The organism is Citrobacter sp. B72 (assembly GCF_016894305.1).
Classification (GTDB): Bacteria; Pseudomonadota; Gammaproteobacteria; order Enterobacterales; family Enterobacteriaceae; genus Citrobacter; species Citrobacter portucalensis.
The window spans coordinates 1148224-1172987 of sequence record NZ_CP069801.1 but is presented as its reverse complement, the minus strand read 5'-3'; the positions used below and the strand labels follow the sequence as shown (position 1 = coordinate 1172987).

Here is a 24764-nt window from a genome sequence, read left to right as displayed (position 1 = left end):
TTAATACAGTAATTAAAATAAAAACAGCTGCCTTACGACAACATTTCAAATGATATTAATAATACAATTAATTACCTTTTATTATAATTAAACAACAAATATCATCATCATGAATACCTCATACGGTAACGCTTAAAAAGCGTACCCGAACCCTCAGCCCACCTAATGTCTCACTACGCGTTAGCTGAGGATGCGTGCGATGCAGACGAGCAATATCATTGACCAGCGCCAGGCCGATCCCGGCGCCTGGGACATTGCCTACGTTATCAAGACGATGAAACGGTAGCAGGGCCTGATGAACCATCTGCTCATCTATGCCCGGCCCACTATCTTCGACCACCAGCACCACGGCCTCTCCTTCTCGTTGCAGCCGGGCGGTCACCATCCCCTGCGACGGCGTGTATTTCAGTGCGTTATCCAGCAGATTCCCACACAGCTCGCCGAGCAGCACTTCATCTCCCTCGACCCACACCGCGTCCTGTTCCCCCTCATAGCCCAGATCGATCCCTTTACTACGCGACTGCGCCAGTCGGGTAAAACAGCTGGTTTGCACCACCTCATACAGATTAACCGGCGAGAAATGCCTTTCCCCCTGCTCCTTGCGCTTCACCGCAGACAGCTGCAACAGCCTCTCCGTCAGTTGAATGGTATTATCGAGCGTGCTACTCATGGCTTGTAAACTCTCATACCATTGCCGCGGTTCGACGCTGGCGAGAGCCACCGATGCCTGAGTTTTCAGTACCGCCAACGGCGTTTTGAGCTGATGGGAAGCATCCGCGCTGAAGCGCTCCTGACGAGAGATCAGACCGCGAAGTCGGTCCAGATAACGGTTGAAAGCCACAATCAGCAGACGGGTTTCCGACCATGGCAGCAGCTCCGGCAGCGGCGTCAGCAGGCCAGGCTCACGACGCACCATCAGCGATGACAGCTGGCGCATCGGGCGTAGCACCCGGCGCAGCAGCCAGCCAACCAGCACCAGAGTCAGTAGCACCAGCAGCCCTTGCGAAACCCACGAGGAAAACAGCAGCTGTCGCGCCAGATAACGCCGCGATTGCAGCGTTTCAGCAACATAAATCTCCGCCATGCCGACAATGCCGCCTTCGTTGACGGGCTGCAGAAGACGTGCCACGCGGATTGCCTCACCGCGATATTCGGTGTGATAAAACCATGCCAGCGCCGGATAAAACCGCGTGCGCGAGGTAGCAGGCGGCATCGCCGGTAAATCGTCATAACCCGAGATAACCTTCCCCGCCGGATCAACCACTTTGTAATACAGTCGGTCGTTCATATTCAGTTCAAAGCTGTCCAGCACCACCCATGGCACGTTCACTTCCAGCTGTTTATTGCGCACCACCAGCCGCTCGGAGACGGTCCTGGCGGATGAAAGCAGCGTCCGGTCATACGCCTGGGTCGCCGCTTGTAGCGCACTGACATAGCTGTTAAATGCCGATAGTCCCCACAGCAACATTAGCGGCAGGCCCAGAAACATCAGCAGTTGCAGGTACAACGATTGGGGTTTAACCCACTTCATCGCTACGCTCCAGCACATAGCCCAGACCACGCAGCGTAGCAATACGCACATCGCTTCCCTGTAGCTTTTTACGTAAGCGATGGATATACAGCTCAATGCTTTCGGGACTAACCTCATCACTCAGGCTGAAGACCTGCTCAAACAACTGCTGACGTGAAACCGGCCGTAACCGACGGTACATCAGCACCGTCAACAGCGCCTGTTCACGTGGCGTGAGCGCCAACGGCTGCCCCTGCAACAGAAAATAGCCTTCATCGTGAAACGCCAGCTCCCCCAGTTGCTGTATGCCTTGCACCTGTCCCGCACTGCGACGCAGCAAGGCCCGCAGCCGGGCATCCAGTTCCTCGATTTCAAACGGCTTTGCCAGATAATCATCGGCTCCGACGTTCAACCCTTTCACCCTATCGGCCACCGCGCTACGCGCCGTCAGCAGCAGGACAGGAAGCATCTGCCCGCGCTTGCGCAGCCGCTGAACGACTTCCAGGCCATCCAGCCCCGGCATATTGATGTCCAGCACCGCCAGCGCATACGTTTCGCTATGTAAAAGATGGTCGGCTGCCAGGCCATCAAACACGCAGTCAACGGCAAAACCGTTTTGCACTAGCGCTTTCTCCAGCCAGTGAGCTAACTCACGGTTATCTTCCGCTAATAAGAGACGCATATCACATCCTGTAAAGTTTCTGCCGCATTGAAAGGGAATTGAAAGGTTAATGTTTTAACAATCACGCAACCGAACTGCTACACATCGGCTCACATAATCACAAAAATCTTCTTCCGTACCTGAAAATCCGGTTTTCCGGTGTGAGGATAAACAATGAAAAAACAGTTATTTCGTACCCTTACTGCAAGCATTTTATTGATGAGTACCTCTGTACTGGCGGAACAAGCGCCGTCGCGCACTGAATGTATCGCTCCTGCTAAACCCGGCGGCGGTTTCGATCTCACCTGTAAGCTGATTCAGGTGAGTTTGATGGAAACCGGCGCTATCGAAAAACCGATGCGCGTAACCTACATGCCCGGCGGCGTTGGCGCTGTGGCCTATAACGCGATTGTTGCCCAACGCCCGGCAGAAGCGGGCACCGTGGTGGCCTTCTCCGGCGGCTCCTTGCTGAATCTGTCACAAGGTAAATTTGGCCGCTACGGTGTGGATGATGTCCGCTGGCTGGCAAGTGTCGGCACCGACTACGGCATGATTGCCGTACGCCAGGACTCACCGTGGAAGACGCTGAAAGATCTGCTGACAGCAATGGAAAAAGATCCCAACAGCGTGGTCATTGGCGCAGGTGCCTCTATCGGTAGCCAGGACTGGATGAAGTCGGCGCTGCTGGCGCAAAAAGCCAATGTCGATCCGCACAAGATGCGCTACGTGGCCTTTGAAGGCGGTGGCGAACCGGTTACCGCATTGATGGGAAATCACGTACAGGTGGTTTCCGGCGATCTCAGTGAGATGGTGCCTTACCTCAGCGGCGACAAAATACGCGTGCTCGCGGTGTTCTCTGAAGAACGCCTGCCGGGTCAGTTAGCCAATGTGCCAACCGCCAAAGAGCAGGGTTACGACCTGGTGTGGCCGATCATTCGTGGCTTCTACGTTGGACCAAAAGTCAGCGATGCCGAATACCAGTGGTGGGTTGATGCCTTTAACAAACTCCAGCAGACCGATGAGTTTAAAAAGCAGCGCGATCTACGCGGTCTGTTTGAGTTCAACATGAGCGGCAAACAGCTCGACGACTACGTGAAAAAGCAGGTCACGGATTATCGTGAGCAGGCTAAAGCCTTCGGTCTGGCGAAGTAAACGCAGAGGCAAAGATGATGAGCGATCGTATTTTCGCAGGTATCTGGCTGTTGCTCTGCATAGCCGGGCTGTTCGTAGCCTGGCAAATCAGCAGTGAATACAGCTATGAGCCGGTTGGCCCGCGTCCCTTCCCGCTTGGCATTATCAGTCTGATGCTGGTCTGCGCCGTGGCGCTGCTGTTGCGCCATCCGGACACCATCAGTTGGCCCCGTCGCCACGTGCTGCAAAAGCTGCTGACGATGGTGATTGTTCTGTTGATGTACGCCTGGGGTTTTGAGTGGCTCGGTTTTCCCATCGCCACCGCCATTCTCACCGTGGTGATTGGCATGCTGTTCGGCGCAACCATCCCGGCTGCAGGAATTTCCGGCGCGGTGCTAGGCATTCTGCTGTGGTATGCCTTTGACAGACTGCTTGACGTCACCTTACCACTCGGCGCCTGGCTGGGTTAACGGAGAAACGATGGATACCTGGATTTATCTTTCTCAGGGTTTCGCGGTGGCAATGACGCCGGAAAACCTGGTCATCGCCTTGATAGGCTGTTTTGTCGGCACCATTGTGGGTTTGTTGCCTGGCCTTGGGCCGATCAACGGCGTGGCGATTCTGCTGCCGTTGGCCTTTGCGCTGCATCTGCCCGCAGAATCCGCGCTGATCCTGCTGGCTACGGTCTACATTGGCTGTGAATATGGCGGGCGCATCTCCTCCATCCTGCTGAACGTGCCCGGCGATGCGGCAGCAATTATGACCGCGCTGGATGGCTACCCGATGGCGCAGCAAGGGCGCGGCGGCGTCGCGCTCTCAATCTCGGCGGTCAGCTCTTTCTTTGGTTCGCTTATCGCCATCGGGGGCATCATTCTGTTTGCCCCGGCGTTAGCCCAATGGTCGCTGGCCTTCGGTCCGGCGGAATACTTTGCCTTAATGGTTTTCGCCATTGCCTGTCTCGGCAGCATGATGGCGCAAAACCCGCTGAAATCATTTCTGGCAGCGCTTATCGGTCTCGGACTTGCGACCGTCGGCGTAGACGCCAACACCGGGGTTTATCGCTTTACTTTTGACAGTGTCCATCTCTCCGACGGTGTGCAGTTTATCGTGGTGGTGATTGGGCTGTTCTCTGTCTCTGAAATATTGTTAATGCTGGAACATACCAGCAGTGGCCAGACGCTGGTGCGTAAAACGGGCCGCATGTTGTTCAACGCCAAAGAAGGTGCACAGTGCGTAGGGGCCACCCTGCGTTCATCAGTGATTGGCTTTTTCGTCGGCGTTCTGCCTGGCGCTGGCGCCACCATTGCCAGTGCCATCACCTACATGACCGAGAAAAAGCTCAGCGGCAACAGCGACAGCTTTGGCAAGGGGGATATTCGTGGCGTAGCGGCGCCAGAAGCCGCCAATAACGCCTCGGCCTGCGGCTCTTTTATTCCGATGCTGACGCTCGGCGTGCCGGGCTCCGGTACTACGGCGGTGATGATGGGCGCGCTGACGCTGTACAACATCACCCCGGGTCCAGCCATGTTTACCGAGCAGCCGGATATCGTTTGGGGGCTGATTGCGGCGCTGCTAATTGCTAACGTAATGCTGCTGGTGATGAACATTCCGCTGATCGGTCTGTTTACCCGCATGCTGACCATCCCGCTTTGGTTTTTGGTACCGGCTATCGCGGCAGTTTCCGCGGTTGGCGTGTACGCCGTTCACAGCACCACCTTCGATTTGGTATTGATGGTCGCCCTCGGCGTGCTGGGCTACATCCTGCGTAAAATGCACTTCCCAATGTCGCCATTGATTCTGGGCTTCGTTCTCGGGGAAATGCTGGAGCAGAACCTGCGCCGGGCGCTGTCTATCAGTAACGGCAGTATGGATATTCTGTGGGCCAGCGGCGTGGCGAAAGTGCTGCTGGTGATGGCGGTACTGGTTATCGTGGTCCCGCCGGTGCTGCGCATGATCCGTAAACGCAACAGCAAACCGCAGGTGGATATCAGTTAATAATATGCCGGATGGCGGCGCTATTGCGCCCTATCCGGCCTACAATTTGGCTCGGTTGTAGGCCGGATAAGTGCAACGCCATCCGGCATTTTTATTTTCCGCGCAGCCCCTGCGTTCCTTCCAGCACATGTTCAACAAACCGTGTCAGCTTAGGCAAAGGACGCAAATCCTGTCGCCACAGCAAATGAATTGGCCGCGGCTGCGGCGTAAACCCTTCCAGGATCCGAATCAATTTCCCCGTAGCCAGTTCTTGCGCCAGCAGCACCTCAGGTTGCAATAACAGCCCAGCCCCCGCTACCGCTGCCATACGCAGGCCATGACCATCGTTACAGCGCAGGATCGCATCGCGCTTCCATCTGACCTCCCCCGTCACGCCAGGCAGTATCCACTCGTTGCGAGCCGTCCACACGGTATGGGACAGGCACAGATGATCCACCAGATCCACGGGTGTCCGGGGGGTGCCATGACGGGCAAGATAATCTGGCGAAGCACAAATTGCCATACGGTAGGAACACAGGTATTTCGCCACCACGTCAGTCTGATGGATATCGCCAATGCGGATCGCCAGATCAACACCTTCATTCACCAGATCAACCATCCGGTTGGTGAGATCCAGTTCAATGCGCACCTCTGGCCAGGTCTGTAAAAACGCAGCGGCCAGCGGCGAGATCACGCAAGCGCCAAAAGAAGTGGGCGCGCTAATGCGCAGCGTCCCCGCAGGTGCCAGCCGCAGACGCTCTACCGAACGTTCGGCTATCGATACCTGCTCCAGCACGCGACGGGTTTCTTCAAAATAGACGCGTCCGGCATCGGTCAGACTCTGGCGGCGCGTATTGCGCTCCAGCAAACGCGTGCCGAGCTGCGCTTCCAGTTGGGTGATATATTTTCCCACCATCACCGCAGACATTTCGAGCCTCGTCGCCGCAGAAGTAAAGCTCCCACTCTCCACCACGGCGACAAACGTTTCCATGCCGCGCAGTTTATCCATATTACAAACCCCTGGTTAGTAATCATCTAACTTTTAGCCAGTTTATCTGATTTCATTTTCATTAAAGAATAGCGGCTCACACTATTGCGGAGGTGGTTATGAAAATCGTCATTATTGGTGCCAGTGGTACAGTGGGTCGCGCAGTTACGCAAGCATTGAGCCGTAAACATGAGGTGGTCCGCGTGGGTCGCACTCAGGGTGATTACCAGGTCGATATCACCTCGCAGGAGAGTGTCAAGGCCTTGTTTGAAAAAGTCGGTCGGGTAGATGCGATCGTTTCCGCCACCGGTAATCTGTTCTTTGGGCCGCTGTCGACAATGACCGACCAGGACTTTAATCAGGGGCTTCAGGATAAACTATTAGGCCAGATACGCCTGGCATTAACCGGGCAGCATTTCCTGAATGATGGCGGATCGATAACGTTAATTAGCGGCATTATCGCCCACGAGCCCATCGCCCAGGGGACAAACGCCGCAACGATCAATGCCGGGCTGGAAGGGTTTGTTCGCGCCGCGGCCTGTGAACTAGGCCATGGTCAACGCATTAACCTGATAAGTCCGACCGTGCTGAGTGAGTCCGCCGAAGCTTACGACAGTTTCTTCCCGGGCTTTGAAAGCGTGCCCGCCACCACCGTCGCCAACGCCTACCGCCGCAGTGTGGAAGGCATCCAAACCGGGCGTATTTATAAAGTCGGTTACTGACTTTGCCGCTGCCGTTGACACATCACCAACGGCAGCGTGATTAACCCACTGTTTTAAAATACTTTATCTTTTCCCTCGCATTAACCCACACCCTTCATAATGTTAAATATTTGTTGTTTTTGATCACAAATAATAAACAAACAAGCTCATTCTGTGCGCGTTTTTCAAAAATGTAGATATTTTTAATTTATGGCTACGAAACGAGCTGCGCCATATCTCCCTGACAATCTACTGAGAGGAACGATTTGATGAACGCACTGACTGCCGTAAAACCGAACGCTGAAGATCCAGCCCAGCACTACAGCGGTTTCACGCTGAAACCGTCAGCCCAATCCCCACGCCTGCTGGAGCTGACTTTTTCTGCTGAGACCACTGAGCAATTTCTGCAGGCCGTCGCACAGTGGCCGGTTCAGGCTCTGGAATACAAATCCTTCTTGCGCTTCAAAGTGGGCAAGATCCTCGACGACCTGTGCGGCAATCAGTTACAGCCCCTGCTGCTGAAAACCCTGCTCGATCGTGCCGAAGGCGCACTGCTAATCAATGCCGTTGGCGTAGACGACGTGGCGCAGGCGGAAGAGATGGTCAAGCTGGCAACGGCGGTAGCGCACCTCATCGGACGCTCTAATTTTGATGCGATGAGCGGTCAATATTACGCACGTTTTGTGGTGAAAAACGTCGATAACTCAGACAGCTATCTGCGCCAGCCTCATCGAGTGATGGAATTGCACAACGACGGAACCTACCTCGAAGAAATCACCGATTACGTGCTGATGATGAAGATCGACGAGCAGAACATGACCGGCGGTAACTCGCTGCTGCTGCACCTCGACGACTGGGAGCATCTGGAGCAGTACTTTACCCATCCTCTGGCACGTCGCGCCATGCGCTTTGCCGCACCGCCAAGCAAAAACGTCAGTCAGGAAGTGTTCCATCCGGTATTTGACGTTGACCAGCAGGGCCGCCCGGTAATGCGCTACATCGACCAGTTCGTCCAGCCAAAAGACTATGAAGAAGGCGTCTGGCTGAGCGAACTGTCCGATGCGCTGGAAACCAGCAAGAACATTATTTCCGTTCCGGTTTCAGTAGGTAAATTCCTGCTGATCAACAACCTGTTCTGGCTGCACGGGCGCGATCGTTTCACTTCGCATCCGGACTTGCGCCGCGAACTGATGCGCCAGCGTGGTTATTTTGCGTACGCGACCAACCACTACCAGACCCATCAGTAAGCGCGAAGGAAAAGCGGATGTATGATTTTGTGATTATTGGCGGCGGCATTATCGGCATGTCGACCGCCATGCAACTGATTGATGTCTATCCGGACGCCAAAATCGCGCTACTGGAAAAAGAGTCCGGCCCGGCCTGCCACCAGACGGGCCACAACAGCGGCGTCATTCATGCCGGGGTCTATTACACCCCCGGCAGCCTGAAGGCACAATTTTGCCTGGCCGGAAATCGCGCCACAAAAGCCTTTTGCGACCAAAACGGCATCCGCTACGACGTCTGCGGAAAAATGCTGGTTGCCACCTCCGCTCTGGAAATGGAGCGCATGCGCGCGCTTTGGGATCGCACCGCCGCTAACGGTCTGGAGCGCGAATGGCTGAATGCGCAGGAACTTCGCGAGCGTGAACCTAATATCACCGGACTGGGCGGCATTTTTGTCCCGTCGAGCGGGATTGTCAGCTACCGCGAAGTCACCGCCGCGATGGCGAAGATTTTCCAGGCTAAAGGCGGTGAGATTATTTACAACGCCGAGGTCAGCGCGCTGAAAGAGCATGCTGCGGGCGTAATTGTCCGTACCCGTCAGGGCCAGGAATATGAAGGCGCGACGCTGATTAGCTGTTCTGGCCTGATGGCGGACCGACTGGTAAAAATGCTCGGCGTTGAACCTGGCTTTATCATCTGTCCGTTCCGGGGCGAATATTTCCGCCTGGCGCCAGAACATAATCAGATAGTTAACCATTTGATCTACCCCATCCCCGACCCGGCGATGCCGTTTCTCGGCGTTCATCTGACCCGGATGATTGACGGCAGCGTCACCGTCGGCCCCAACGCGGTACTGGCATTTAAACGTGAAGGCTATCGTAAACGTGACTTCTCGCTCAGCGATACGCTGGAGATCCTCGGCTCTTCTGGTATTCGCCGCGTGCTGCAAAACAACCTGCGCTCAGGGCTTGGCGAAATGAAGAATTCGCTGTGCAAAAGCGGTTATCTGCGGCTGGTACAAAAGTACTGCCCGAGCCTGACGCTTAAGGATCTGCAACCGTGGCCTGCGGGCGTACGGGCACAGGCGGTGTCACCTGATGGCAAGCTTATCGACGATTTTCTGTTTGTCACCACGCCACGCTCAATTCACACCTGTAACGCCCCTTCTCCGGCAGCAACGTCGGCAATCCCTATCGGCGCACATATTGTCAGCAAAGTTCATGCGCTGCTGGAGAACCAGAGTAACCCCGGACGCACGCTGCGTGCGGCACGTAGCGTGGAGACATTACACGCCGCATTTACCCGTTAAACCGATTAAGACAGGAAGCAATCATGCAACTTAACGATCCAACCTTATTTCGCCAGCAGGCACTGATCGACGGCAACTGGCGTGACGCCAACAGCGGCGAGACCATCGCGGTGACCAATCCCGCCAACGGTCAGCAATTGGGTAGCGTACCTAAAATGGGGGCAGATGAAACCCGCGAAGCGATTAACGCCGCTAACCGCGCCCTGCCGGCCTGGCGTGCGCTGACCGCCAAAGAGCGAGCCAATATCCTGCGCCGCTGGTTCAACCTGATGATTGAGCATCAGGACGATCTCGCCCGCTTGATGACCCTGGAACAGGGTAAACCGCTGGCGGAGGCCAAAGGCGAAATCACCTATGCAGCCTCATTTATTGAGTGGTTTGCCGAAGAGGGCAAACGCATCTATGGCGATACGATCCCTGGCCATCAGGCTGATAAACGCCTGATCGTCATTAAGCAGCCGATCGGCGTTACCGCCGCGATTACGCCGTGGAACTTCCCCTCAGCGATGATCACCCGTAAAGCCGGTCCGGCGCTGGCAGCAGGCTGTACGATGGTGCTTAAACCCGCCAGTCAAACCCCCTACTCCGCACTGGCGCTGGCAGAACTGGCTAATCGCGCCGGGATCCCGGCTGGCGTTTTCAGCGTGGTGACTGGTTCTGCGAGCGCGGTCGGCAACGAGCTAACAGGCAACCCGCTGGTACGCAAGCTGTCATTTACCGGCTCGACCGAAATCGGCCGTCAGTTAATGCAGCAGTGCGCCAAAGACATCAAAAAAGTATCGCTGGAGCTGGGCGGCAATGCGCCGTTTATCGTCTTTGACGATGCCGATCTTGATAAAGCTGTGGAAGGCGCGCTGGCATCGAAGTTCCGTAACGCTGGTCAAACCTGCGTCTGCGCCAACCGCCTGTACGTGCAGGACGGCGTGTATGAGCGCTTTGCTGAAAAACTCCAGCAGGCGGTGAGCAAGCTGCATCTCGGCGATGGTCTGCAACCTGACGTCACCACCGGACCGCTGATCGACGAGAAAGCGGTTGCCAAAGTGCAGGAACACATCGCCGACGCTCTGGATAAAGGCGCACGCATTATCGCGGGCGGTAAACCTCATGCGCTCGGCGGTAACTTCTTCCAGCCCACCATTCTGGTAGATGTGCCTGATAACGCGAAGGTCGCCAAAGAGGAAACCTTCGGCCCGCTGGCTCCGCTGTTTCGTTTTAAAGACGAAGCTGACGTCATCGCTCAGGCCAACGACACCGAGTTTGGTCTGGCCGCCTATTTCTACGCCCGTGATTTAAGCCGCGTCTTCCGCGTTGGCGAAGCGCTGGAGTACGGCATCGTCGGGATTAACACCGGCATTATCTCCAACGAAGTCGCCCCGTTTGGGGGGATAAAAGCCTCCGGTCTTGGCCGTGAAGGATCGAAATACGGCATCGAAGACTACTTAGAAATCAAATATATGTGCATCGGCCTTTAATAAAACAAATACTGGAGAACACCTGATGAGCACCAACAAAGAACTTATGCAACGTCGCAGCAACGCCGTTCCCCGTGGCGTAGGACAGATCCACCCTATTTTTGCCGAGCGGGCAGAAAACTGTCGGGTCTGGGACGTTGAAGGCCGGGAATTCCTCGACTTTGCTGGCGGTATTGCGGTACTGAACACCGGTCACCTGCATCCGCAGATCGTCTCTGCGGTAGAAGCGCAGTTGAAAAAGCTGTCCCATACCTGTTTCCAGGTGCTGGCCTATGAGCCGTACCTGGAGCTGTGTGAAATCATGAATAAGAAAGTGCCGGGTGATTTCGCCAAGAAAACCCTGCTGGTGACCACCGGTTCTGAAGCGGTAGAAAACGCGGTGAAAATCGCCCGCGCCGCCACCAAGCGTACGGGGACTATCGCCTTTAGCGGCGCTTACCACGGTCGTACCCACTACACCCTGTCACTGACCGGGAAAGTCAATCCGTACTCCGCCGGAATGGGGCTGATGCCGGGCCACGTGTATCGCGCGCTTTATCCTTGCCCTCTGCACGGCATCAGTGAAGATGATGCTATCGCCAGCATTCACCGCATTTTCAAAAACGATGCCGCGCCAGAAGACGTCGCCGCCATCGTGATTGAACCCGTTCAGGGCGAAGGTGGCTTTTACGCAGCCTCTCCTTCCTTTATGCAACGGCTGCGCGCCATTTGTGACGAACACGGGATCATGCTGATTGCCGATGAAGTACAGAGCGGTGCGGGCCGTACCGGTACGCTGTTTGCCATGGAGCAGATGGGCGTTGCGCCCGATCTCACCACCTTCGCCAAATCCATCGCCGGCGGCTTCCCGCTGGCGGGCGTGACCGGACGCGCCGAAGTCATGGACGCAATCCCACCGGGCGGTCTGGGCGGTACCTATGCCGGTAACCCAATTGCCTGCGCCGCCGCGCTGGCGGTACTGAACATTTTTGAACAGGAAAATCTGCTGCAAAAAGCCAACGAGCTGGGACAAACCCTGCGCGAAGGCCTGCTGGCTATCGCGGAAACCCATCGCGAGATTGGCGACGTACGCGGGCTGGGCGCGATGATTGCTATCGAACTGTTCGAAAACGGCGACCACACGAAACCAGACGCCAAACTGACTGCGGAAGTGGTGGCGCGTGCACGCGAGAAAGGACTGATCCTGCTCTCCTGCGGACCTTACTACAACGTGCTGCGCATTCTTGTCCCGCTGACTATTGAAGATGCGCAAATCCGCCAGGGGCTGGACATTATCGCCCAGTGTTTTGCCGAGGCAAAGCAAGGTTAAACCCCCGAATAAAAACGGGAAATTGTAGGCCGGATAAAGCGCAAGCGCTGCCATCCGGCAATGTTGTGATGCCCGGTGGCGCTACGCTTACCGGGCCTACGGGTAAGGTGCAGGAAGCGACGTCAATAACAATAACGAGGTTTAAAGATGGGGCAAGTGTCACAATCACATGATTTAGGGGGCGGGCTGAAATCACGCCACGTCACCATGCTGTCTATTGCCGGGGTAATCGGCGCAAGTCTGTTCGTCGGTTCAAGTGTGGCGATTGCAGAAGCCGGTCCCGCAGTATTATTAGCCTATCTGTTCGCCGGATTGCTGGTGGTGATGATTATGCGCATGCTGGCCGAAATGGCCGTTGCCACCCCGGATACCGGTTCTTTTTCCACTTACGCCGATAAGGCCATTGGCCCGTGGGCAGGTTATACCATCGGCTGGCTGTACTGGTGGTTCTGGGTGTTAGTTATCCCTCTGGAAGCGAATATCGCCGCCATCATTCTGCACTCCTGGGTACCAGGTATTCCTATCTGGCTGTTTTCTCTGGTTATCACGCTGGCGTTAACCGGCAGTAATTTGCTGAGCGTCAAAAATTACGGTGAGTTCGAGTTCTGGCTGGCGCTGTGCAAAGTGGTTGCCATTCTGGCGTTTATTACCCTCGGTGCGGCGGCGATTAGCGGTTTCTACCCTTATGCCGAGGTTAGCGGAGTTTCACGCCTGTGGGATCAGGGCGGCTTTATGCCCAACGGTTTTGGCGCCGTGATCAGCGCGATGTTAATCACCATGTTCTCCTTTATGGGCGCAGAGATAGTTACCATCGCCGCCGCCGAATCCGATACCCCGGATAAACATATCGTTCGCGCCACCAACTCGGTTATCTGGCGTATCTCTATCTTCTATCTGTGCTCTATTTTTGTGGTGGTGGCGCTGATCCCGTGGAACATGCCGGGCCTGAAAGAAGTCGGTTCTTATCGCTCGGTGCTGGAGCTACTGCATATCCCGCACGCGAAATTGATCATGGACTGCGTCATTTTACTGTCAGTGACCAGCTGTCTTAACTCCGCACTGTATACGTCATCGCGTATGCTCTACTCCCTTAGCCGCCGTGGCGATGCCCCCGCCTTTATGGGTAAAACGAACCGCAGCAAAACGCCTTATGTGGCGGTGTTACTGTCGACAGGTGCTGCGTTCCTCACCGTCATCGTCAACTATTACGCCCCGGCCAAGGTATTTAAATTCCTGATCGACAGCTCCGGTGCCATCGCGCTGCTGGTGTATCTGGTCATTGCCGTTTCTCAACTGCGGATGCGCAAAATCCTGCTGGCGCGAGGCGGTGAAATTAAACTGAAAATGTGGCTCTATCCGTGGCTTACCTGGCTGGTCATCGCGTTTATTATCTTTGTGTTGGTGGTCATGCTGTTTCGCCCGGCCCAACAGCTGGAAGTTATCTCTACCGGGTTGTTAGCCATAGGAATTATTTGCACCGTGCCCATTATGTCACGCTGGAAAAAACTGCTATCGTGGCAAAAAGCACCATTGCAAAATACGCATTAAACCTGTTCCCGGCGCAGGCCGGGAAATCCTTTCAGGAGTATGACCATGACCGCCAGTCCCCAACCGACGGCCATTGATGGATACCGCTGGCTGAAGAACGACATCATCCGCGGTGTGTATCAGCCTGATGAAAAACTGCGTATGAGTCTGCTAACCTCACGCTATGAGCTAGGCGTGGGACCGCTGCGCGAAGCGCTTTCGCAGTTAGTTGCCGAGCGGTTAGTGACTGTGGTTAATCAGAAAGGGTATCGTGTCGCCCCGATGTCAGAGCAGGAGTTGCTCGATATTTTCGATGCCCGCGCCAATATGGAAGCCATGCTGGTCGCGCTGGCCATTGAACGCGGCGACGACGCCTGGGAAGCTGAAATTCTGGCGCGCGCGCATATGCTCAGTAAGCTTGAAGCCATTGATGCCAGCGAACAGATGCTCGACGAGTGGGATCAGCGCCATCAGGCGTTTCACTCGGCGATTGTCGCCGGCTGTGGTTCACAATATCTGCTGCAAATGCGTGAACGGCTGTTTTCTCTGGCGGCGCGCTACCGGTTTATCTGGCTGCGTAAAACGGTACTGTCGGTTGAAATGCTGGAAGACAAACACGATCAGCACAAGACGCTGACCGAAGTGATTCTGGCACGTGATGCCGCGCGCGCCAGCGAATTAATGCGCCAGCACTTGCTGACGCCGATTCCGATTATTCAACAGGCTATGAGCGGTAAATTGCTGACGCAATAAGCCTGAATAATATTACTGTTCCGGAATACGTAAAACCTGCCCAGGATAGATTTTATCCGGGCTTTTCAGCATTGGTTTATTCGCTTCAAATATCTGGTTATACAGGTTGGCATTACCGTAAACCTGTTTGGCAATAGCGCTCAGGGTATCCCCTGATTTCACGGTATAAAACTGGCTTTCGCTCGCGGGTGCAGAAGTTTTAACCTGATCATCTACGCTGGCGATACCAGAGATATTACCAATCGCGATCAGAATTTTTTCTTTCGCTTCCTGACTTAATCCATCACCAGAAACAGTGGCTTTGCCTTCATTAATTTGCACGTCCACTTTATCCGCATCAGGGATGCCGGTTTTGTTCAGGTGTTCCTGCACTCTTTTTGCCAGATCGGCTGTGTCATGGTTTCCAGTGACCGCATCCCACAGTTTTTCACCTGCATCTTTTACGAAATTGAAGAGTCCCATATCCACCTCGGTAATTAACAATCAACACCCAAAAGTGTAGCAGAGGAGAAAGGGACACAAAGAAAACGGCGCCGAAGCGCCGTAGTAGAAAGGAATTAATTACGCGTCTGTATCCAGAAGGCATGGATCAAACCAGGAATGTAGCCCAGCAGCGTCAGAACGATATTGAGGATAAATGCCCAGCCGAATCCCTTCCCCAGCAGCACGCCAAGCGGGGGCAGAATAATAGTAAAAACGATTCTCCAGAAACCCATACACACTCCCTACAAGCAAAAATTAATCATTGTTTAAAAAGAGATTTTATCTCTAAGATTAATCAGTGTAGCTAACTCCTCCCGTCTCGCCCTGCTGTTTTACCCTCCTTTACGCTCTTTACGCTGGCGTACGTTGGCCGTTTATTTTAGAATACACTTAATTTAGACAACACTTAAATACATATGACTGAACTTGAACAACTCCAGGCCAGCGCTGAACAGGCTGCCGCCCTGCTCAAAGCGATGAGTAACCCGAAACGGTTGCTGATTTTGTGCATGCTCTGTGGTTCACCCGGTACCAGCGCGGGTGAGTTAGCCCGTGTTACCGGCCTTAGTCCTTCCGCCACTTCCCAGCATCTGGCGCGTATGCGTGAAGAAGGTCTGATAGAAAGCCAGCGCGATGCCCAGCGCATCCTCTACTCCATTAAAAATGCGGCCGTGAATTCTCTGATCGCCACATTAAAAACACTGTATTGCCCATAAGGAGCCATCATGACTATTGGGACGATTTCCCCACACGAGGCGCAGACACTGGTCGCGCAGGGTGCAAAACTGATTGATATCCGCGATGCTGACGAGTATCTGCACGAGCATATTCCTGAGGCACATCTGGCGCCATTACCCGCGCTTGAGCAGGGATCGCTGCCTGCGAATTTACGCGCCGAGCAGGTGATTTTTCACTGCCAGTCAGGCAAACGTACACAAAATGCAGCAACAAAACTAAGCGCCATCGCCGCACCCGCGCAGGTCTGGTTGCTGGAAGGTGGAATTGACGGCTGGAAAGCCGCAGGGTTGCCGGTGGCGAAAGACAGTTCACAACCGTTACCGCTGATGCGTCAGGTGCAGATAGCCGCAGGCAGCCTTGCCCTACTCGGCGTTATTCTGGGCTATAGCGTTAGTAGCGCCTTCTTCCTGCTGAGCGGTTTTGTGGGCGCCGGGCTGATACTCGCTGGTGTAACTGGCTTTTGCGGTATGGCGCGATTACTGGACATCATGCCCTGGAACCGACGTACTCATTAAGCGGTAATCATTGAAACAGCACTGTACCCGCCGGTTGACGTGATCTATGGTGAGTTCTGCGATAAATGATAAATAAAGGAGCGCAACAATATGTTTAAACCTGGCGATCTGGTTCAACCGCGTATGGGCGGTCCAAAACTGAAGGTTGTTGAAGTCAATGACGATCAAATTGTGGCGGTACAAGCCAGTAATGAAAGCGGTGATAAATTCACGCTGAAAGCAGCTGATGTCACGCGATATACCGAAGAGGGTGATTTCGGCGTTTGCTGAAAATAAGCGGTGAGGATCTCCTCACCGCCTTCGCAATTAGATCAAAAAGTCATCAAGAGATTTACCGGCAGCCAGCGCCTGGGCAATTGGCTTCGGTGTGCGACCTTGTCCGGTCCATGTTTTCGTTTCACCATTGAGATCGATAAAACGATATTTCGCCGGGCGCGGTTGGCGTTTTTTAACTGAACGTGTCGTCGCAGGTGTTATGTTCAGCAGCTCCTCGGGGCTGATCCCGTCTGCCTGCATCTGCGCCAGCAAGGCATTAATTTTTGCCTGCTGTTCTGCACGTTGGCGCTGTAGCTGTTCTTCTTCATCGCGCCGTTCTTTGGTCACTACCCTGAATTTTTCAAGCATATCTTCCAGTACATCAACGGAAAATTCACGAGCCATTGCACGCAGCGAGCGGATATTATTTAAGTTTTTTAACATTGAACTCATATTAACAAAACCTCTTTAACGTAAAACATAAAAACGGTATTACGCTAAATATTGTATGCAACCAATTATTATATTTCCAGTCTAATTTATTCGTTTATCATTAAACAAATAGCCAACTCTGATATTTATAGCATCCATTCTGCTATCGCCCAGACAATATATTCTATTACCCTGATTGCAGCTTTGAATATACCTGCAAGGTATCTCAGCGCGTCACTTAAGAAACAAGCCACGGCATCTCATGGAACCAACGAGTATACCTATTGCACATCAGTCAACATTCAGAAAAGGAGCGCAAAAAATTCAGAAAAACAAGCAACAATAACTCTTTGATCTAAAAAGACTTTAATTAACACAGCAACGAAAACACCAAAACGAACAAAAAACAAACCATTACAGAGCATTTTATCGACAAAAAGACAATAAATAAAAATTTTCAGCTAGTTGCCAGTTATTATCCAGGCAGATATCCTATTAAAACGCGAAAGCAGCAAGACAAATCACTAGCAGTTAAGGTATTCAAAACCTTTTTTCCCCTTTTTACAAGGAGCATTAACATGTTCTCTCCGCAGTCACGCTTGCGTCATGCAGTAGCAGACACGTTCGCGATGGTTGTTTATTGTTCTGTCGTGAACATGTTGATCGAAATATTCCTTTCTGGAATGAGCTTCGAACAGTCGCTGTATTCCAGATTAGTCGCTATCCCTGTCAACATACTGATCGCGTGGCCATACGGCATGTATCGTGATTTGTTCATGCGCGCGGCCCGTAAAGCCACGCAGGCAGGATGGGCAAAAAATCTGGCGGATGTGCTGGCTTATGTCACCTTCCAGTCGCCGGTGTATGTGATTATTCTACTGACGGTTGGCGCAGACTGGCATCAGATTACGGCTGCAGTAAGTTCGAACATCGTGGTGTCAATGCTGATGGGCGCTGTCTATGGCTACTTTCTTGATTATTGCCGCCGCTTGTTTAAGGTCAGCAGCTATCATCAGGCTAAAGCCTGACACGCTTCTTCGCGACTGGCACTGCCAGTCGCGTTATTAGTTAGAATTAACGTCGCCAAACAGCCCGCTCAGATAACGTTCAAGCGCAATACGCGAGCTAAAGCCGTGCGGAATACCATAATGCTCATGAGTCTCTCCTGCTAAATACAGCGGGAATTGCTGGTAATGATCGCAAGTTTTAATATCCGTTGCCGGTTCCGCCAGCGAAGAGCTACGCTCTTTCAACGTGGGATGGATAATTAATGCGGTACGCCCCATGCGAGCTTCACGATTAACATACACATAATTTTCGCCACGCCGATAGCCGTACGTTTTCTGCGTCACTACATCAACGGTAAAGCCCACTTTTTCAAGTACGCGCGCCACCTCATCAGGTCGTAAATACATATTATTTTCCTCGTTATCTTTTACTGCGGGCTTACCTTACCTGATTCAGCATTAGCAACGCTTTCAGAAAAGTCCATAAACGAGTGAACACGATGAGACGAATATCTTAAGTAACGTACAGATTTATGTCAGCGCCAACCTCAGTTGGTAGGCCGCCTGTTGCGCCATTTCCGCCGAACTGATATTAGTAAATGACAGCAATATTCCCCCCTTTCCTTCTGACGTTATTCGCCAGCGGCTTAGCGCCTGAACCGCTAACCCGGCCTGATTCGCTTTGCGCACCAGCGCAGTATCATCTCCGTCTACACTCATCACCAGTTGAATCCCACCTTCCTGAGGAATGACGCTAAACCCTTGTTCGGTCAGGGCGTTTTCCATCCATTGTCGTCGTTCGGCATAATGCTGTCGCATACGTTTTAAGTGTCGCCAGAAGTGGCCGTCTCGCATGAAATCCGCCAGCGTTTGCTGCCATAGAACCGGGACGCTACAGGCCGTTAGCGCCGCTTGTTGGCGAAAGCGTTCAACCTGGGTCAGAGGCACCACCAGCCATGCCGTACGCAAAGCCGGAAACATCGATTTGCTGAACGTTCCGGCATAAATCACCCGCTGAGGCGCATCCAGACTTTTTAGCGGCGGCAACGGCTTACCGTGGTAACGAAATTCACTGTCATAGTCATCTTCGATTACCCACGCCTGCGCACGAGTCGCCCACTCCAGCAACTGGTGGCGACGGTCCAAAGACAGTGCTACCCCCAGAGGGCTTTGATGAGCGGGAGTGAGCAGTACAAAACGCGCCTGCGGGTAGTCGCGGATCCCGGCGCTGACATCCAGACCATCGGCATCCACCACTACCGGCATCAACTCAATGCGTTCCTGAGCCACCACGGGCCGGATCAGCGGAAAACCGGGATCTTCGACCCACATTCCCTCACCGGGATGCGCCAGAGCGCGCAGGATTAACGTCATTGATGCCGCATAGCCTGAAGTGATAAAAATTTGCTCTGGCTGGCATTCAATGCTGCGTGAAACGCGCAGATAATCAACAATTGCCTGGCGTAACACCCGTTCGCCACATACATCGCCCACCGCCAGATCAAAACGCGTTTGGGTGCGTAAACGCCGTCCCATCACCCGTGCCCAGACTTCACGCGGAAAAAGATCGAGTGCGGGTAATCCCATCTGAAAAGGTTGCGGTCTGGGATTTTCTCCGGCGAAGATGGCAGGCGATGCAGGCGCCCTTTCTGGTCGCAGTTGCTCACTGACAAACGTCCCTGCCTGTCCACGCCGCGCGAGCCAGCCCTGCGCCACCAGCTCGGCATAGGCATTTTCCACCGTCGAGCGTGATACTCCCAGCTCCTGGGCCCAGGTCCGGCTGGAGGGCAATCTGGTACCAGGCTTGAGTTCGCCTTTCTCAATTGCGTTTTTTAACTGACGGGCGATTTGCTGATAACGTGGCATTTATGGTCTGCTTTTTTGGCAACAATATGGCTCTCTGTTGCAGTCCATTATAGTGCTACATTGCGGGTCATCCAAACGAGGAGAAATACCATGACAATGTTACGCCAGCCCTATTACGAACTCAGTCCTGAAATCTATAACGCTCTGGTTCAGGCAAGCCAAGCGCTGGAAAACTGCGCGCTGGAACCTACGTTGACGGAGCTGATTTACCTGCGGGTCTCGCAAATCAACGGCTGCGCCTTTTGTCTGGAAATGCACAGTAAAGCACTGCGCAAATCCGGTGTTGCGCAGGCCAAACTGGACGCACTGGCAGGCTGGCGGGTGAGTCACCACTTCAGCGAACGGGAACGTGCGGCGCTGGCGTGGGCCGAATCGGTCACCCAGATTGCCACTACTCACGCCGAAGATGACGTTTATCTGCCGCTGCTAGACCACTTCAGCGCGAAAGAAATTAGCGACCTGACATTTGCCATTAGTCTGATGAACTGCTTTAACCGTCTGGCGGTGGGGATGCGCATGTGATTTTGCGCTGCCGGATGGCGGCATAAATGCCTTATCCGGCCTACGTTGTGCTCTCCTGTTGCCCGTAGGCCCGATAAGCTTAACGCCATCGGGCAATTTATAACCACCCGTTAGCCTTCCCCCGCCACGCTCATCACCTTGCTCATTATCAATCTAAAATTCCCATATCTTGTATGGTTGAATCTTTTTAAAACTACATCTAGTATCTTTCCTATCAGGACACACACAACCCGACGCCCTCTATCGCGCCGATCCTTTATTTTTAAATGGAAATACGAATCATGAGTATTATTATTTACACTCGCAATAACTGTGTTCAGTGCCACGCCACCAAACGGGCAATGGAAAGCCGTGGTTTTGACTTTGAGATGGTAAACGTCGATTTACAACCCGATTTGGCTGATAGCCTGCGCGATCAAGGGTTTCGCCAGCTACCGGTCGTGGTCGCGGGTGAAACCAGTTGGTCAGGGTTTCGCCCGGACATGATCAACCGTCTGCATCCGGAACACCGTGTGGCCAGCGCATGAGTCAGCTCGTCTACTTCTCCAGCAGCTCCGAAAATACGCACCGCTTTATGCAGCGTCTGGGGCTGCCAGCCATCCGCATTCCGCTTAACGAACGCGAGCGGATCCGGGTAGACGAACCTTACATATTAATCGTGCCATCCTACGGCGGTGGCGGCACTGCTGGCGCGGTCCCAAGACAGGTGATCCGCTTTTTAAACGATACGCACAACCGGGCGTTAATCCGTGGGGTGATCGCCTCCGGCAATCGTAATTTCGGTGACGCCTACGGTCGCGCGGGTGATGTCATCTCACAAAAATGCGGCGTGCCGTGGCTCTATCGCTTTGAGCTGATGGGCACCCAAGGCGATATCGACAACGTTCGAAAAGGAGTGAGCGAATTTTGGCAACGACAACCGCAGAACGTGTAATGCAGCCAACGCTGGATTATCACGCCCTGAACGCCATGCTGAATCTGTACGATAAAGCCGGGCGCATTCAGTTCGACAAAGACCATCAGGCGGTGGAGGCTTTCTTTGCCGCCCACGTCCGCCCAAACTCGGTGGCGTTTGCCAGCCAGCTGGAGCGCCTGGAAACGTTGGTGGATGAAGGCTATTACGATGCCAGCGTGTTAGCCCGCTACGATCGCGGGTTCGTGCTGAAGCTATTCGACCACGCCCACGCCAGCGGATTCCGTTTCCAGACGTTCCTCGGCGCATGGAAGTTCTACACCAGCTATACGCTGAAAACGTTCGACGGTAAGCGCTATCTCGAAGACTTTGAGGATCGGGTCACGATGGTGGCGCTCACGCTGGCGCAGGGAGATGAAACGCTCGCGATGCAGCTGACCGATGAAATGCTCTCCGGGCGCTTTCAGCCCGCCACACCAACCTTTTTAAACTGCGGCAAACAGCAACGCGGTGAGCTGGTCTCCTGCTTCCTGTTACGCATTGAAGACAACATGGAGTCTATTGGTCGGGCGGTCAACTCCGCACTTCAGCTCTCCAAACGCGGCGGCGGCGTGGCATTTTTGCTCTCCAACCTGCGCGAAGCAGGTGCGCCGATTAAACGTATTGAGAATCAGTCCTCCGGCGTAATCCCGGTAATGAAAATGCTGGAAGATGCGTTTTCTTATGCCAATCAACTCGGCGCGCGTCAGGGTGCGGGCGCAGTGTACCTGCACGCACACCATCCGGATATTTAATGAGATGGTCACTCCCTCCTTCCCGGTACTATGCTGAGGACAGGCTTTCATTCGGAGAACTATCATGGAAAACATTGCGCTCATTGGTATCGATCTGGGTAAAAACTCTTTCCATATTCATTGCCAGGATCGTCGCGGGAAGGCTGTTTACCGTAAAAAATTTACCCGGCCAAAGTTGATCGAATTTTTGGCGACATGCCCCGCTACAACCATCGCAATGGAAGCCTGTGGCGGTTCTCACTTTATGGCACGCAAGTTGGAAGAGTTGGGGCATTCCCCAAAGCTGATATCACCACAATTTGTCCGCCCGTTCGTTAAAAGCAATAAAAACGACTTTGTCGACGCCGAAGCTATTTGTGAAGCTGCATCGCGTCCGTCTATGCGTTTTGTGCAGCCCAGAACGGAATCTCAGCAGGCAATGCGGGCTCTGCATCGTGTCCGTGAATCCCTGGTTCAGGATAAGGTAAAAACAACCAATCAAATGCATGCTTTTCTGCTGGAATTTGGCATTAGCGTTCCCCGAGGAGCTGCCGTTATTAGCCGACTGAGTACCATTCTTGAGGATAATAGTTTGCCTCTTTACCTCAGCCAGTTATTGCTGAAATTACAACAGCATTATCACTATCTTGTTGAGCAGATTAAAGATTTGGAATCCCAGTTGAAACGAAAGTTGGACGAAGATGAGGTTGGACAGCGCTTGCTGAGCATTCCCTGCGTCGGAACACTGACAGCGAGTACTATTTCAACTGAGATTGGCGACGGGAAGCAGTACGCCAGCAGCCGTGACTTTGCGGCGGCAACAGGGCTTGTACCTCGGCAGTACAGCACGGGAGGTAGGACGACATTGCTGGGAATTAGTAAGCGAGGTAATAAAAAGATCCGAACTTTGTTGGTTCAATGTGCCAGGGTATTCATACAAAAACTGGAACACCAGTCTGGCAAATTGGCCGATTGGGTCAGGGATTTACTGTGCCGGAAAAGCAACTTTGTCGTCACTTGTGCTCTGGCAAACAAGCTGGCCAGAATAGCCTGGGCCCTAACGGCACGACAGCAAACTTATGTAGCATAACGGCAGAAATACACCGGTTTAAAGAATTACTGATCTGGTTTTGCGAATACTGATATTGATGATACTAACGGCCCACCGGCCTGTTGAGGAACCTGTAAAACGGAAAGGCTCATTGAAGCCGTATATTTTCTGGAGGTTCATCAGGCGCGGAACTCATCAAGGCGCGGGAATAAAATCCCATTCAGACGCCGGATAGATTCAAGCAAGCCAACTTGTCGTCAAAATCGGTGTTGCAAAAACGGGAGTGACCATAGATTACGTTTTCTGGATACCAAACGTGAAAACGCCGACGAGAAAATCCGCATCAAAACCCTGTCGCTTGGCGTGGTGATCCCGGATATCACCTTTCAACTGGCGAAAGAAAATGCCCGAATGGCGCTGTTCTCACCCTATGACGTGGAACGGATTCACGGCAAACCGTTCGGCGATATCGCCGTCAGTGAACGCTATGACGAACTGCTTGCCGACGAACGTGTGCGTAAAAAATACATTAACGCCCGCGATTTCTTCCAGCGGCTGGCCGAGATCCAGTTTGAGTCTGGCTATCCTTATATCATGTTTGAAGATACGGTGAATCGCGCCAATCCGATTGCCGGTCGGATCAATATGAGCAACCTGTGCTCGGAGATTTTGCAGGTTAACAGTGCCTCCACCTACGATGAAAATCTCAATTACGCGCAGACCGGGCACGATATTTCCTGCAATCTCGGCTCGTTGAACATTGCCCATACTATGGATTCACCCGACTTTGGTCGTACCGTGGAAACGGCGGTTCGTGGCTTAACCGCCGTTTCGGACATGAGCCATATCCGCAGCGTGCCCTCGATTGCAGCCGGAAACAGCGCATCACACGCGATTGGTCTTGGGCAGATGAATCTGCACGGGTATCTGGCGCGGGAAGGGATCGCCTACGGTTCGCCGGAAGGGCTGGATTTCACCAATATCTACTTTTACACCATCACCTGGCATGCGCTGAATACGTCAATGAAGATCGCCCGCGAGCGCGGTCAAACCTTTGCCGGATTCAAACAGTCTCGCTACGCCAGCGGCGAGTATTTTAGCCAGTATCTGCAGGGTGACTGGCAGCCAAAAACCGACAAAGTTCGCGCGCTGTTTGCCGCCAGCGGCATTACGCTGCCGACGCGCGAGATGTGGTCACAGCTGCGTGAAGATGTGATGCACTACGGCATTTATAACCAGAATTTACAGGCGGTTCCCCCCACCGGTTCTATCTCTTACATCAATCATGCCACGTCAAGCATTCACCCGATCGTGTCGAAAGTGGAGATTCGCAAAGAGGGCAAAACCGGGCGCGTTTACTACCCTGCCCCGTTTATGACCAATGAGAATCTGGCCTTGTATCAGGATGCCTACGAGATCGGTCCACAAAAAATCATTGATACCTACGCAGAAGCAACGCGCCATGTCGATCAGGGGCTTTCACTGACGCTCTTTTTCCCCGATACCGCCACCACGCGCGATATCAATAAAGCGCAGATTTACGCCTGGCGTAAGGGCATCAAATCCCTGTACTACATCCGTCTACGCCAGCTGGCGCTGGAAGGCACCGAAATCGAAGGCTGCGTGTCATGCGCGCTGTAAGGAGGAGAA

26 protein-coding genes and 2 pseudogenes are annotated in these 24764 nt (G+C 53.4%); 20 read left to right on the top strand and 8 right to left on the bottom strand.

Annotated features, from left to right (window positions below; genetic code table 11):
- Nucleotides 1-118: 118 nt before the first annotated feature.
- Nucleotides 119-1531 carry a sensor histidine kinase gene (locus JQN59_RS05600; RefSeq protein ID WP_149608167.1) on the bottom strand — a complete coding sequence of 471 codons (1413 nt, stop codon included), beginning with the start codon at nucleotides 1529-1531 and terminating at the stop codon, nucleotides 119-121.
- Complete coding sequence (gene tctD / locus JQN59_RS05595) at nucleotides 1518-2192, bottom strand: transcriptional regulator TctD (protein WP_149608168.1); 675 nt, start codon at nucleotides 2190-2192, stop codon at nucleotides 1518-1520. The genes JQN59_RS05600 and tctD overlap by 14 nt, the downstream gene beginning before the upstream one ends.
- A 153-nt stretch (nucleotides 2193-2345) precedes the next feature.
- Here tctD and JQN59_RS05590 point away from each other — a divergent pair, with 153 nt between their 5' ends.
- From JQN59_RS05590 to JQN59_RS05580, 3 genes are read left to right on the top strand one after another with little or no spacing between them, the layout of a single operon-like run.
- The gene (locus tag JQN59_RS05590; protein ID WP_048215710.1) at nucleotides 2346-3323 is read left to right on the top strand and encodes a Bug family tripartite tricarboxylate transporter substrate binding protein; all 978 of its coding nucleotides are present in this window, start codon (nucleotides 2346-2348) and stop codon (nucleotides 3321-3323) included.
- A gap of 14 nt (nucleotides 3324-3337) precedes the next feature.
- A complete protein-coding gene (locus tag JQN59_RS05585; protein ID WP_008321484.1) occupies nucleotides 3338-3772 on the top strand; it encodes a tripartite tricarboxylate transporter TctB family protein in 435 nt (144 codons plus the stop codon).
- 10 nt (nucleotides 3773-3782) lie between these two features.
- Nucleotides 3783-5297, top strand: coding sequence for a tripartite tricarboxylate transporter permease (locus tag JQN59_RS05580; protein ID WP_003846009.1), 1515 nt, complete (start codon nucleotides 3783-3785; stop codon nucleotides 5295-5297).
- Nucleotides 5298-5388: 91 nt separating this feature from the next.
- Here JQN59_RS05580 and JQN59_RS05575 read toward each other — a convergent pair whose 3' ends face one another.
- Complete coding sequence (locus JQN59_RS05575; RefSeq protein WP_149608169.1) at nucleotides 5389-6285, bottom strand: LysR family transcriptional regulator; 897 nt, start codon at nucleotides 6283-6285, stop codon at nucleotides 5389-5391.
- Between the two features lie 98 nt (nucleotides 6286-6383).
- On the opposite strand from JQN59_RS05575, the gene JQN59_RS05570 reads away from it, so the two are divergent.
- From JQN59_RS05570 to csiR, 7 genes are all read left to right on the top strand, one after another.
- Nucleotides 6384-6986 carry a short chain dehydrogenase gene (locus tag JQN59_RS05570; RefSeq protein ID WP_048215708.1) on the top strand — a complete coding sequence of 201 codons (603 nt, stop codon included), beginning with the start codon at nucleotides 6384-6386 and terminating at the stop codon, nucleotides 6984-6986.
- Nucleotides 6987-7234: 248 nt separating this feature from the next.
- On the top strand, nucleotides 7235-8212 hold the full coding sequence (glaH, locus tag JQN59_RS05565; protein ID WP_103014804.1) for a glutarate dioxygenase GlaH: 978 nt from the start codon (nucleotides 7235-7237) through the stop codon (nucleotides 8210-8212).
- Nucleotides 8213-8229: 17 nt separating this feature from the next.
- A complete protein-coding gene (gene lhgO / locus JQN59_RS05560; RefSeq protein ID WP_032944687.1) occupies nucleotides 8230-9498 on the top strand; it encodes an L-2-hydroxyglutarate oxidase in 1269 nt (422 codons plus the stop codon).
- 23 nt (nucleotides 9499-9521) lie between these two features.
- Entirely contained in the window at nucleotides 9522-10970 is a 1449-nt protein-coding gene (gabD, locus tag JQN59_RS05555; protein ID WP_032944689.1) for an NADP-dependent succinate-semialdehyde dehydrogenase, read from the top strand.
- A 25-nt stretch (nucleotides 10971-10995) separates the two neighbouring features.
- The gene (gene gabT / locus JQN59_RS05550; RefSeq protein ID WP_008785600.1) at nucleotides 10996-12279 is read left to right on the top strand and encodes a 4-aminobutyrate--2-oxoglutarate transaminase; all 1284 of its coding nucleotides are present in this window, start codon (nucleotides 10996-10998) and stop codon (nucleotides 12277-12279) included.
- A 147-nt stretch (nucleotides 12280-12426) separates the two neighbouring features.
- Nucleotides 12427-13827 carry a GABA permease gene (gene gabP / locus JQN59_RS05545; RefSeq protein WP_032944690.1) on the top strand — a complete coding sequence of 467 codons (1401 nt, stop codon included), beginning with the start codon at nucleotides 12427-12429 and terminating at the stop codon, nucleotides 13825-13827.
- 45 nt (nucleotides 13828-13872) lie between these two features.
- Nucleotides 13873-14559: a DNA-binding transcriptional regulator CsiR gene (gene csiR / locus JQN59_RS05540; RefSeq protein WP_149608170.1), complete on the top strand. Its 687-nt coding sequence runs from the start codon at nucleotides 13873-13875 to the stop codon at nucleotides 14557-14559.
- A 12-nt stretch (nucleotides 14560-14571) separates the two neighbouring features.
- Here csiR and lysM read toward each other — a convergent pair whose 3' ends face one another.
- Nucleotides 14572-15021: a peptidoglycan-binding protein LysM gene (lysM, locus tag JQN59_RS05535; protein ID WP_048215704.1), complete on the bottom strand. Its 450-nt coding sequence runs from the start codon at nucleotides 15019-15021 to the stop codon at nucleotides 14572-14574.
- Between the two features lie 95 nt (nucleotides 15022-15116).
- Complete coding sequence (locus JQN59_RS05530) at nucleotides 15117-15275, bottom strand: YqaE/Pmp3 family membrane protein (protein WP_003037242.1); 159 nt, start codon at nucleotides 15273-15275, stop codon at nucleotides 15117-15119.
- A 183-nt stretch (nucleotides 15276-15458) separates the two neighbouring features.
- Here JQN59_RS05530 and JQN59_RS05525 point away from each other — a divergent pair, with 183 nt between their 5' ends.
- The 3 genes from JQN59_RS05525 (at nucleotide 15459) to JQN59_RS05515 (ending at nucleotide 16565) form a co-directional block, all read left to right on the top strand.
- Entirely contained in the window at nucleotides 15459-15758 is a 300-nt protein-coding gene (locus JQN59_RS05525; protein ID WP_003037247.1) for an ArsR/SmtB family transcription factor, read from the top strand.
- A 9-nt stretch (nucleotides 15759-15767) separates the two neighbouring features.
- Nucleotides 15768-16295 carry a rhodanese family protein gene (locus JQN59_RS05520; RefSeq protein WP_048225225.1) on the top strand — a complete coding sequence of 176 codons (528 nt, stop codon included), beginning with the start codon at nucleotides 15768-15770 and terminating at the stop codon, nucleotides 16293-16295.
- Nucleotides 16296-16385: 90 nt separating this feature from the next.
- Nucleotides 16386-16565, top strand: a complete 180-nt coding sequence (locus JQN59_RS05515) for a hypothetical protein (protein WP_003825999.1) — start codon at nucleotides 16386-16388, stop codon at nucleotides 16563-16565.
- 36 nt (nucleotides 16566-16601) lie between these two features.
- On the opposite strand, the gene stpA is transcribed toward JQN59_RS05515, so the two are convergent.
- Nucleotides 16602-17003, bottom strand: a complete 402-nt coding sequence (gene stpA / locus JQN59_RS05510; RefSeq protein ID WP_149608171.1) for a DNA-binding protein StpA — start codon at nucleotides 17001-17003, stop codon at nucleotides 16602-16604.
- A gap of 557 nt (nucleotides 17004-17560) precedes the next feature.
- Between stpA and alaE the strand changes: the two genes are divergently transcribed.
- Nucleotides 17561-18010, top strand: a complete 450-nt coding sequence (alaE, locus tag JQN59_RS05505) for an L-alanine exporter AlaE (RefSeq protein ID WP_003037259.1) — start codon at nucleotides 17561-17563, stop codon at nucleotides 18008-18010.
- A gap of 36 nt (nucleotides 18011-18046) precedes the next feature.
- Here alaE and JQN59_RS05500 read toward each other — a convergent pair whose 3' ends face one another.
- Both JQN59_RS05500 and pdxR read right to left on the bottom strand, forming a co-directional pair.
- Nucleotides 18047-18397 carry a DUF2002 family protein gene (locus JQN59_RS05500; protein WP_003037262.1) on the bottom strand — a complete coding sequence of 117 codons (351 nt, stop codon included), beginning with the start codon at nucleotides 18395-18397 and terminating at the stop codon, nucleotides 18047-18049.
- A 123-nt stretch (nucleotides 18398-18520) separates the two neighbouring features.
- Nucleotides 18521-19855, bottom strand: coding sequence for a MocR-like pyridoxine biosynthesis transcription factor PdxR (gene pdxR, locus JQN59_RS05495; protein ID WP_048215702.1), 1335 nt, complete (start codon nucleotides 19853-19855; stop codon nucleotides 18521-18523).
- 90 nt (nucleotides 19856-19945) lie between these two features.
- Here pdxR and JQN59_RS05490 point away from each other — a divergent pair, with 90 nt between their 5' ends.
- The 6 genes and pseudogenes from JQN59_RS05490 to nrdE form a co-directional block, all read left to right on the top strand.
- Complete coding sequence (locus JQN59_RS05490; RefSeq protein ID WP_149608172.1) at nucleotides 19946-20377, top strand: carboxymuconolactone decarboxylase family protein; 432 nt, start codon at nucleotides 19946-19948, stop codon at nucleotides 20375-20377.
- Between the two features lie 281 nt (nucleotides 20378-20658).
- Nucleotides 20659-20904 carry a glutaredoxin-like protein NrdH gene (gene nrdH / locus JQN59_RS05485; RefSeq protein ID WP_032944700.1) on the top strand — a complete coding sequence of 82 codons (246 nt, stop codon included), beginning with the start codon at nucleotides 20659-20661 and terminating at the stop codon, nucleotides 20902-20904.
- Nucleotides 20901-21311 carry a class Ib ribonucleoside-diphosphate reductase assembly flavoprotein NrdI gene (gene nrdI / locus JQN59_RS05480; protein WP_048215701.1) on the top strand — a complete coding sequence of 137 codons (411 nt, stop codon included), beginning with the start codon at nucleotides 20901-20903 and terminating at the stop codon, nucleotides 21309-21311. The genes nrdH and nrdI overlap by 4 nt, the downstream gene beginning before the upstream one ends.
- Nucleotides 21284-22081 (top strand): annotated as a pseudogene (locus JQN59_RS05475) (ribonucleotide reductase N-terminal alpha domain-containing protein); the annotation flags it as partial. The gene nrdI and the pseudogene JQN59_RS05475, both read left to right, overlap by 28 nt.
- A 67-nt stretch (nucleotides 22082-22148) precedes the next feature.
- Nucleotides 22149-23153, top strand: a complete 1005-nt coding sequence (locus tag JQN59_RS05470) for an IS110-like element IS4321 family transposase (protein WP_000427623.1) — start codon at nucleotides 22149-22151, stop codon at nucleotides 23151-23153.
- A 255-nt stretch (nucleotides 23154-23408) separates the two neighbouring features.
- A pseudogene (gene nrdE / locus JQN59_RS05465) lies at nucleotides 23409-24755 on the top strand (class 1b ribonucleoside-diphosphate reductase subunit alpha); the annotation flags it as partial.
- Nucleotides 24756-24764 lie beyond the last annotated feature (9 nt).

Bases quoted from the DNA above. Each gene is read 5' to 3' on its own strand.
- JQN59_RS05600 (WP_149608167.1), bottom strand. From the start codon at position 1,531: ATGAAGTGGGTTAAACCCCAATCGTTGTACCTGCAACTGCTGATGTTT.
- tctD (WP_149608168.1), bottom strand. From the start codon at position 2,192: ATGCGTCTCTTATTAGCGGAAGATAACCGTGAGTTAGCTCACTGGCTG.
- JQN59_RS05590 (WP_048215710.1), top strand. From the start codon at position 2,346: ATGAAAAAACAGTTATTTCGTACCCTTACTGCAAGCATTTTATTGATG.
- JQN59_RS05585 (WP_008321484.1), top strand. From the start codon at position 3,338: ATGATGAGCGATCGTATTTTCGCAGGTATCTGGCTGTTGCTCTGCATA.
- JQN59_RS05580 (WP_003846009.1), top strand. From the start codon at position 3,783: ATGGATACCTGGATTTATCTTTCTCAGGGTTTCGCGGTGGCAATGACG.
- JQN59_RS05575 (WP_149608169.1), bottom strand. From the start codon at position 6,285: ATGGATAAACTGCGCGGCATGGAAACGTTTGTCGCCGTGGTGGAGAGT.
- JQN59_RS05570 (WP_048215708.1), top strand. From the start codon at position 6,384: ATGAAAATCGTCATTATTGGTGCCAGTGGTACAGTGGGTCGCGCAGTT.
- glaH (WP_103014804.1), top strand. From the start codon at position 7,235: ATGAACGCACTGACTGCCGTAAAACCGAACGCTGAAGATCCAGCCCAG.
- lhgO (WP_032944687.1), top strand. From the start codon at position 8,230: ATGTATGATTTTGTGATTATTGGCGGCGGCATTATCGGCATGTCGACC.
- gabD (WP_032944689.1), top strand. From the start codon at position 9,522: ATGCAACTTAACGATCCAACCTTATTTCGCCAGCAGGCACTGATCGAC.
- gabT (WP_008785600.1), top strand. From the start codon at position 10,996: ATGAGCACCAACAAAGAACTTATGCAACGTCGCAGCAACGCCGTTCCC.
- gabP (WP_032944690.1), top strand. From the start codon at position 12,427: ATGGGGCAAGTGTCACAATCACATGATTTAGGGGGCGGGCTGAAATCA.
- csiR (WP_149608170.1), top strand. From the start codon at position 13,873: ATGACCGCCAGTCCCCAACCGACGGCCATTGATGGATACCGCTGGCTG.
- lysM (WP_048215704.1), bottom strand. From the start codon at position 15,021: ATGGGACTCTTCAATTTCGTAAAAGATGCAGGTGAAAAACTGTGGGAT.
- JQN59_RS05530 (WP_003037242.1), bottom strand. From the start codon at position 15,275: ATGGGTTTCTGGAGAATCGTTTTTACTATTATTCTGCCCCCGCTTGGC.
- JQN59_RS05525 (WP_003037247.1), top strand. From the start codon at position 15,459: ATGACTGAACTTGAACAACTCCAGGCCAGCGCTGAACAGGCTGCCGCC.
- JQN59_RS05520 (WP_048225225.1), top strand. From the start codon at position 15,768: ATGACTATTGGGACGATTTCCCCACACGAGGCGCAGACACTGGTCGCG.
- JQN59_RS05515 (WP_003825999.1), top strand. From the start codon at position 16,386: ATGTTTAAACCTGGCGATCTGGTTCAACCGCGTATGGGCGGTCCAAAA.
- stpA (WP_149608171.1), bottom strand. From the start codon at position 17,003: ATGAGTTCAATGTTAAAAAACTTAAATAATATCCGCTCGCTGCGTGCA.
- alaE (WP_003037259.1), top strand. From the start codon at position 17,561: ATGTTCTCTCCGCAGTCACGCTTGCGTCATGCAGTAGCAGACACGTTC.
- JQN59_RS05500 (WP_003037262.1), bottom strand. From the start codon at position 18,397: ATGTATTTACGACCTGATGAGGTGGCGCGCGTACTTGAAAAAGTGGGC.
- pdxR (WP_048215702.1), bottom strand. From the start codon at position 19,855: ATGCCACGTTATCAGCAAATCGCCCGTCAGTTAAAAAACGCAATTGAG.
- JQN59_RS05490 (WP_149608172.1), top strand. From the start codon at position 19,946: ATGACAATGTTACGCCAGCCCTATTACGAACTCAGTCCTGAAATCTAT.
- nrdH (WP_032944700.1), top strand. From the start codon at position 20,659: ATGAGTATTATTATTTACACTCGCAATAACTGTGTTCAGTGCCACGCC.
- nrdI (WP_048215701.1), top strand. From the start codon at position 20,901: ATGAGTCAGCTCGTCTACTTCTCCAGCAGCTCCGAAAATACGCACCGC.
- JQN59_RS05470 (WP_000427623.1), top strand. From the start codon at position 22,149: ATGGAAAACATTGCGCTCATTGGTATCGATCTGGGTAAAAACTCTTTC.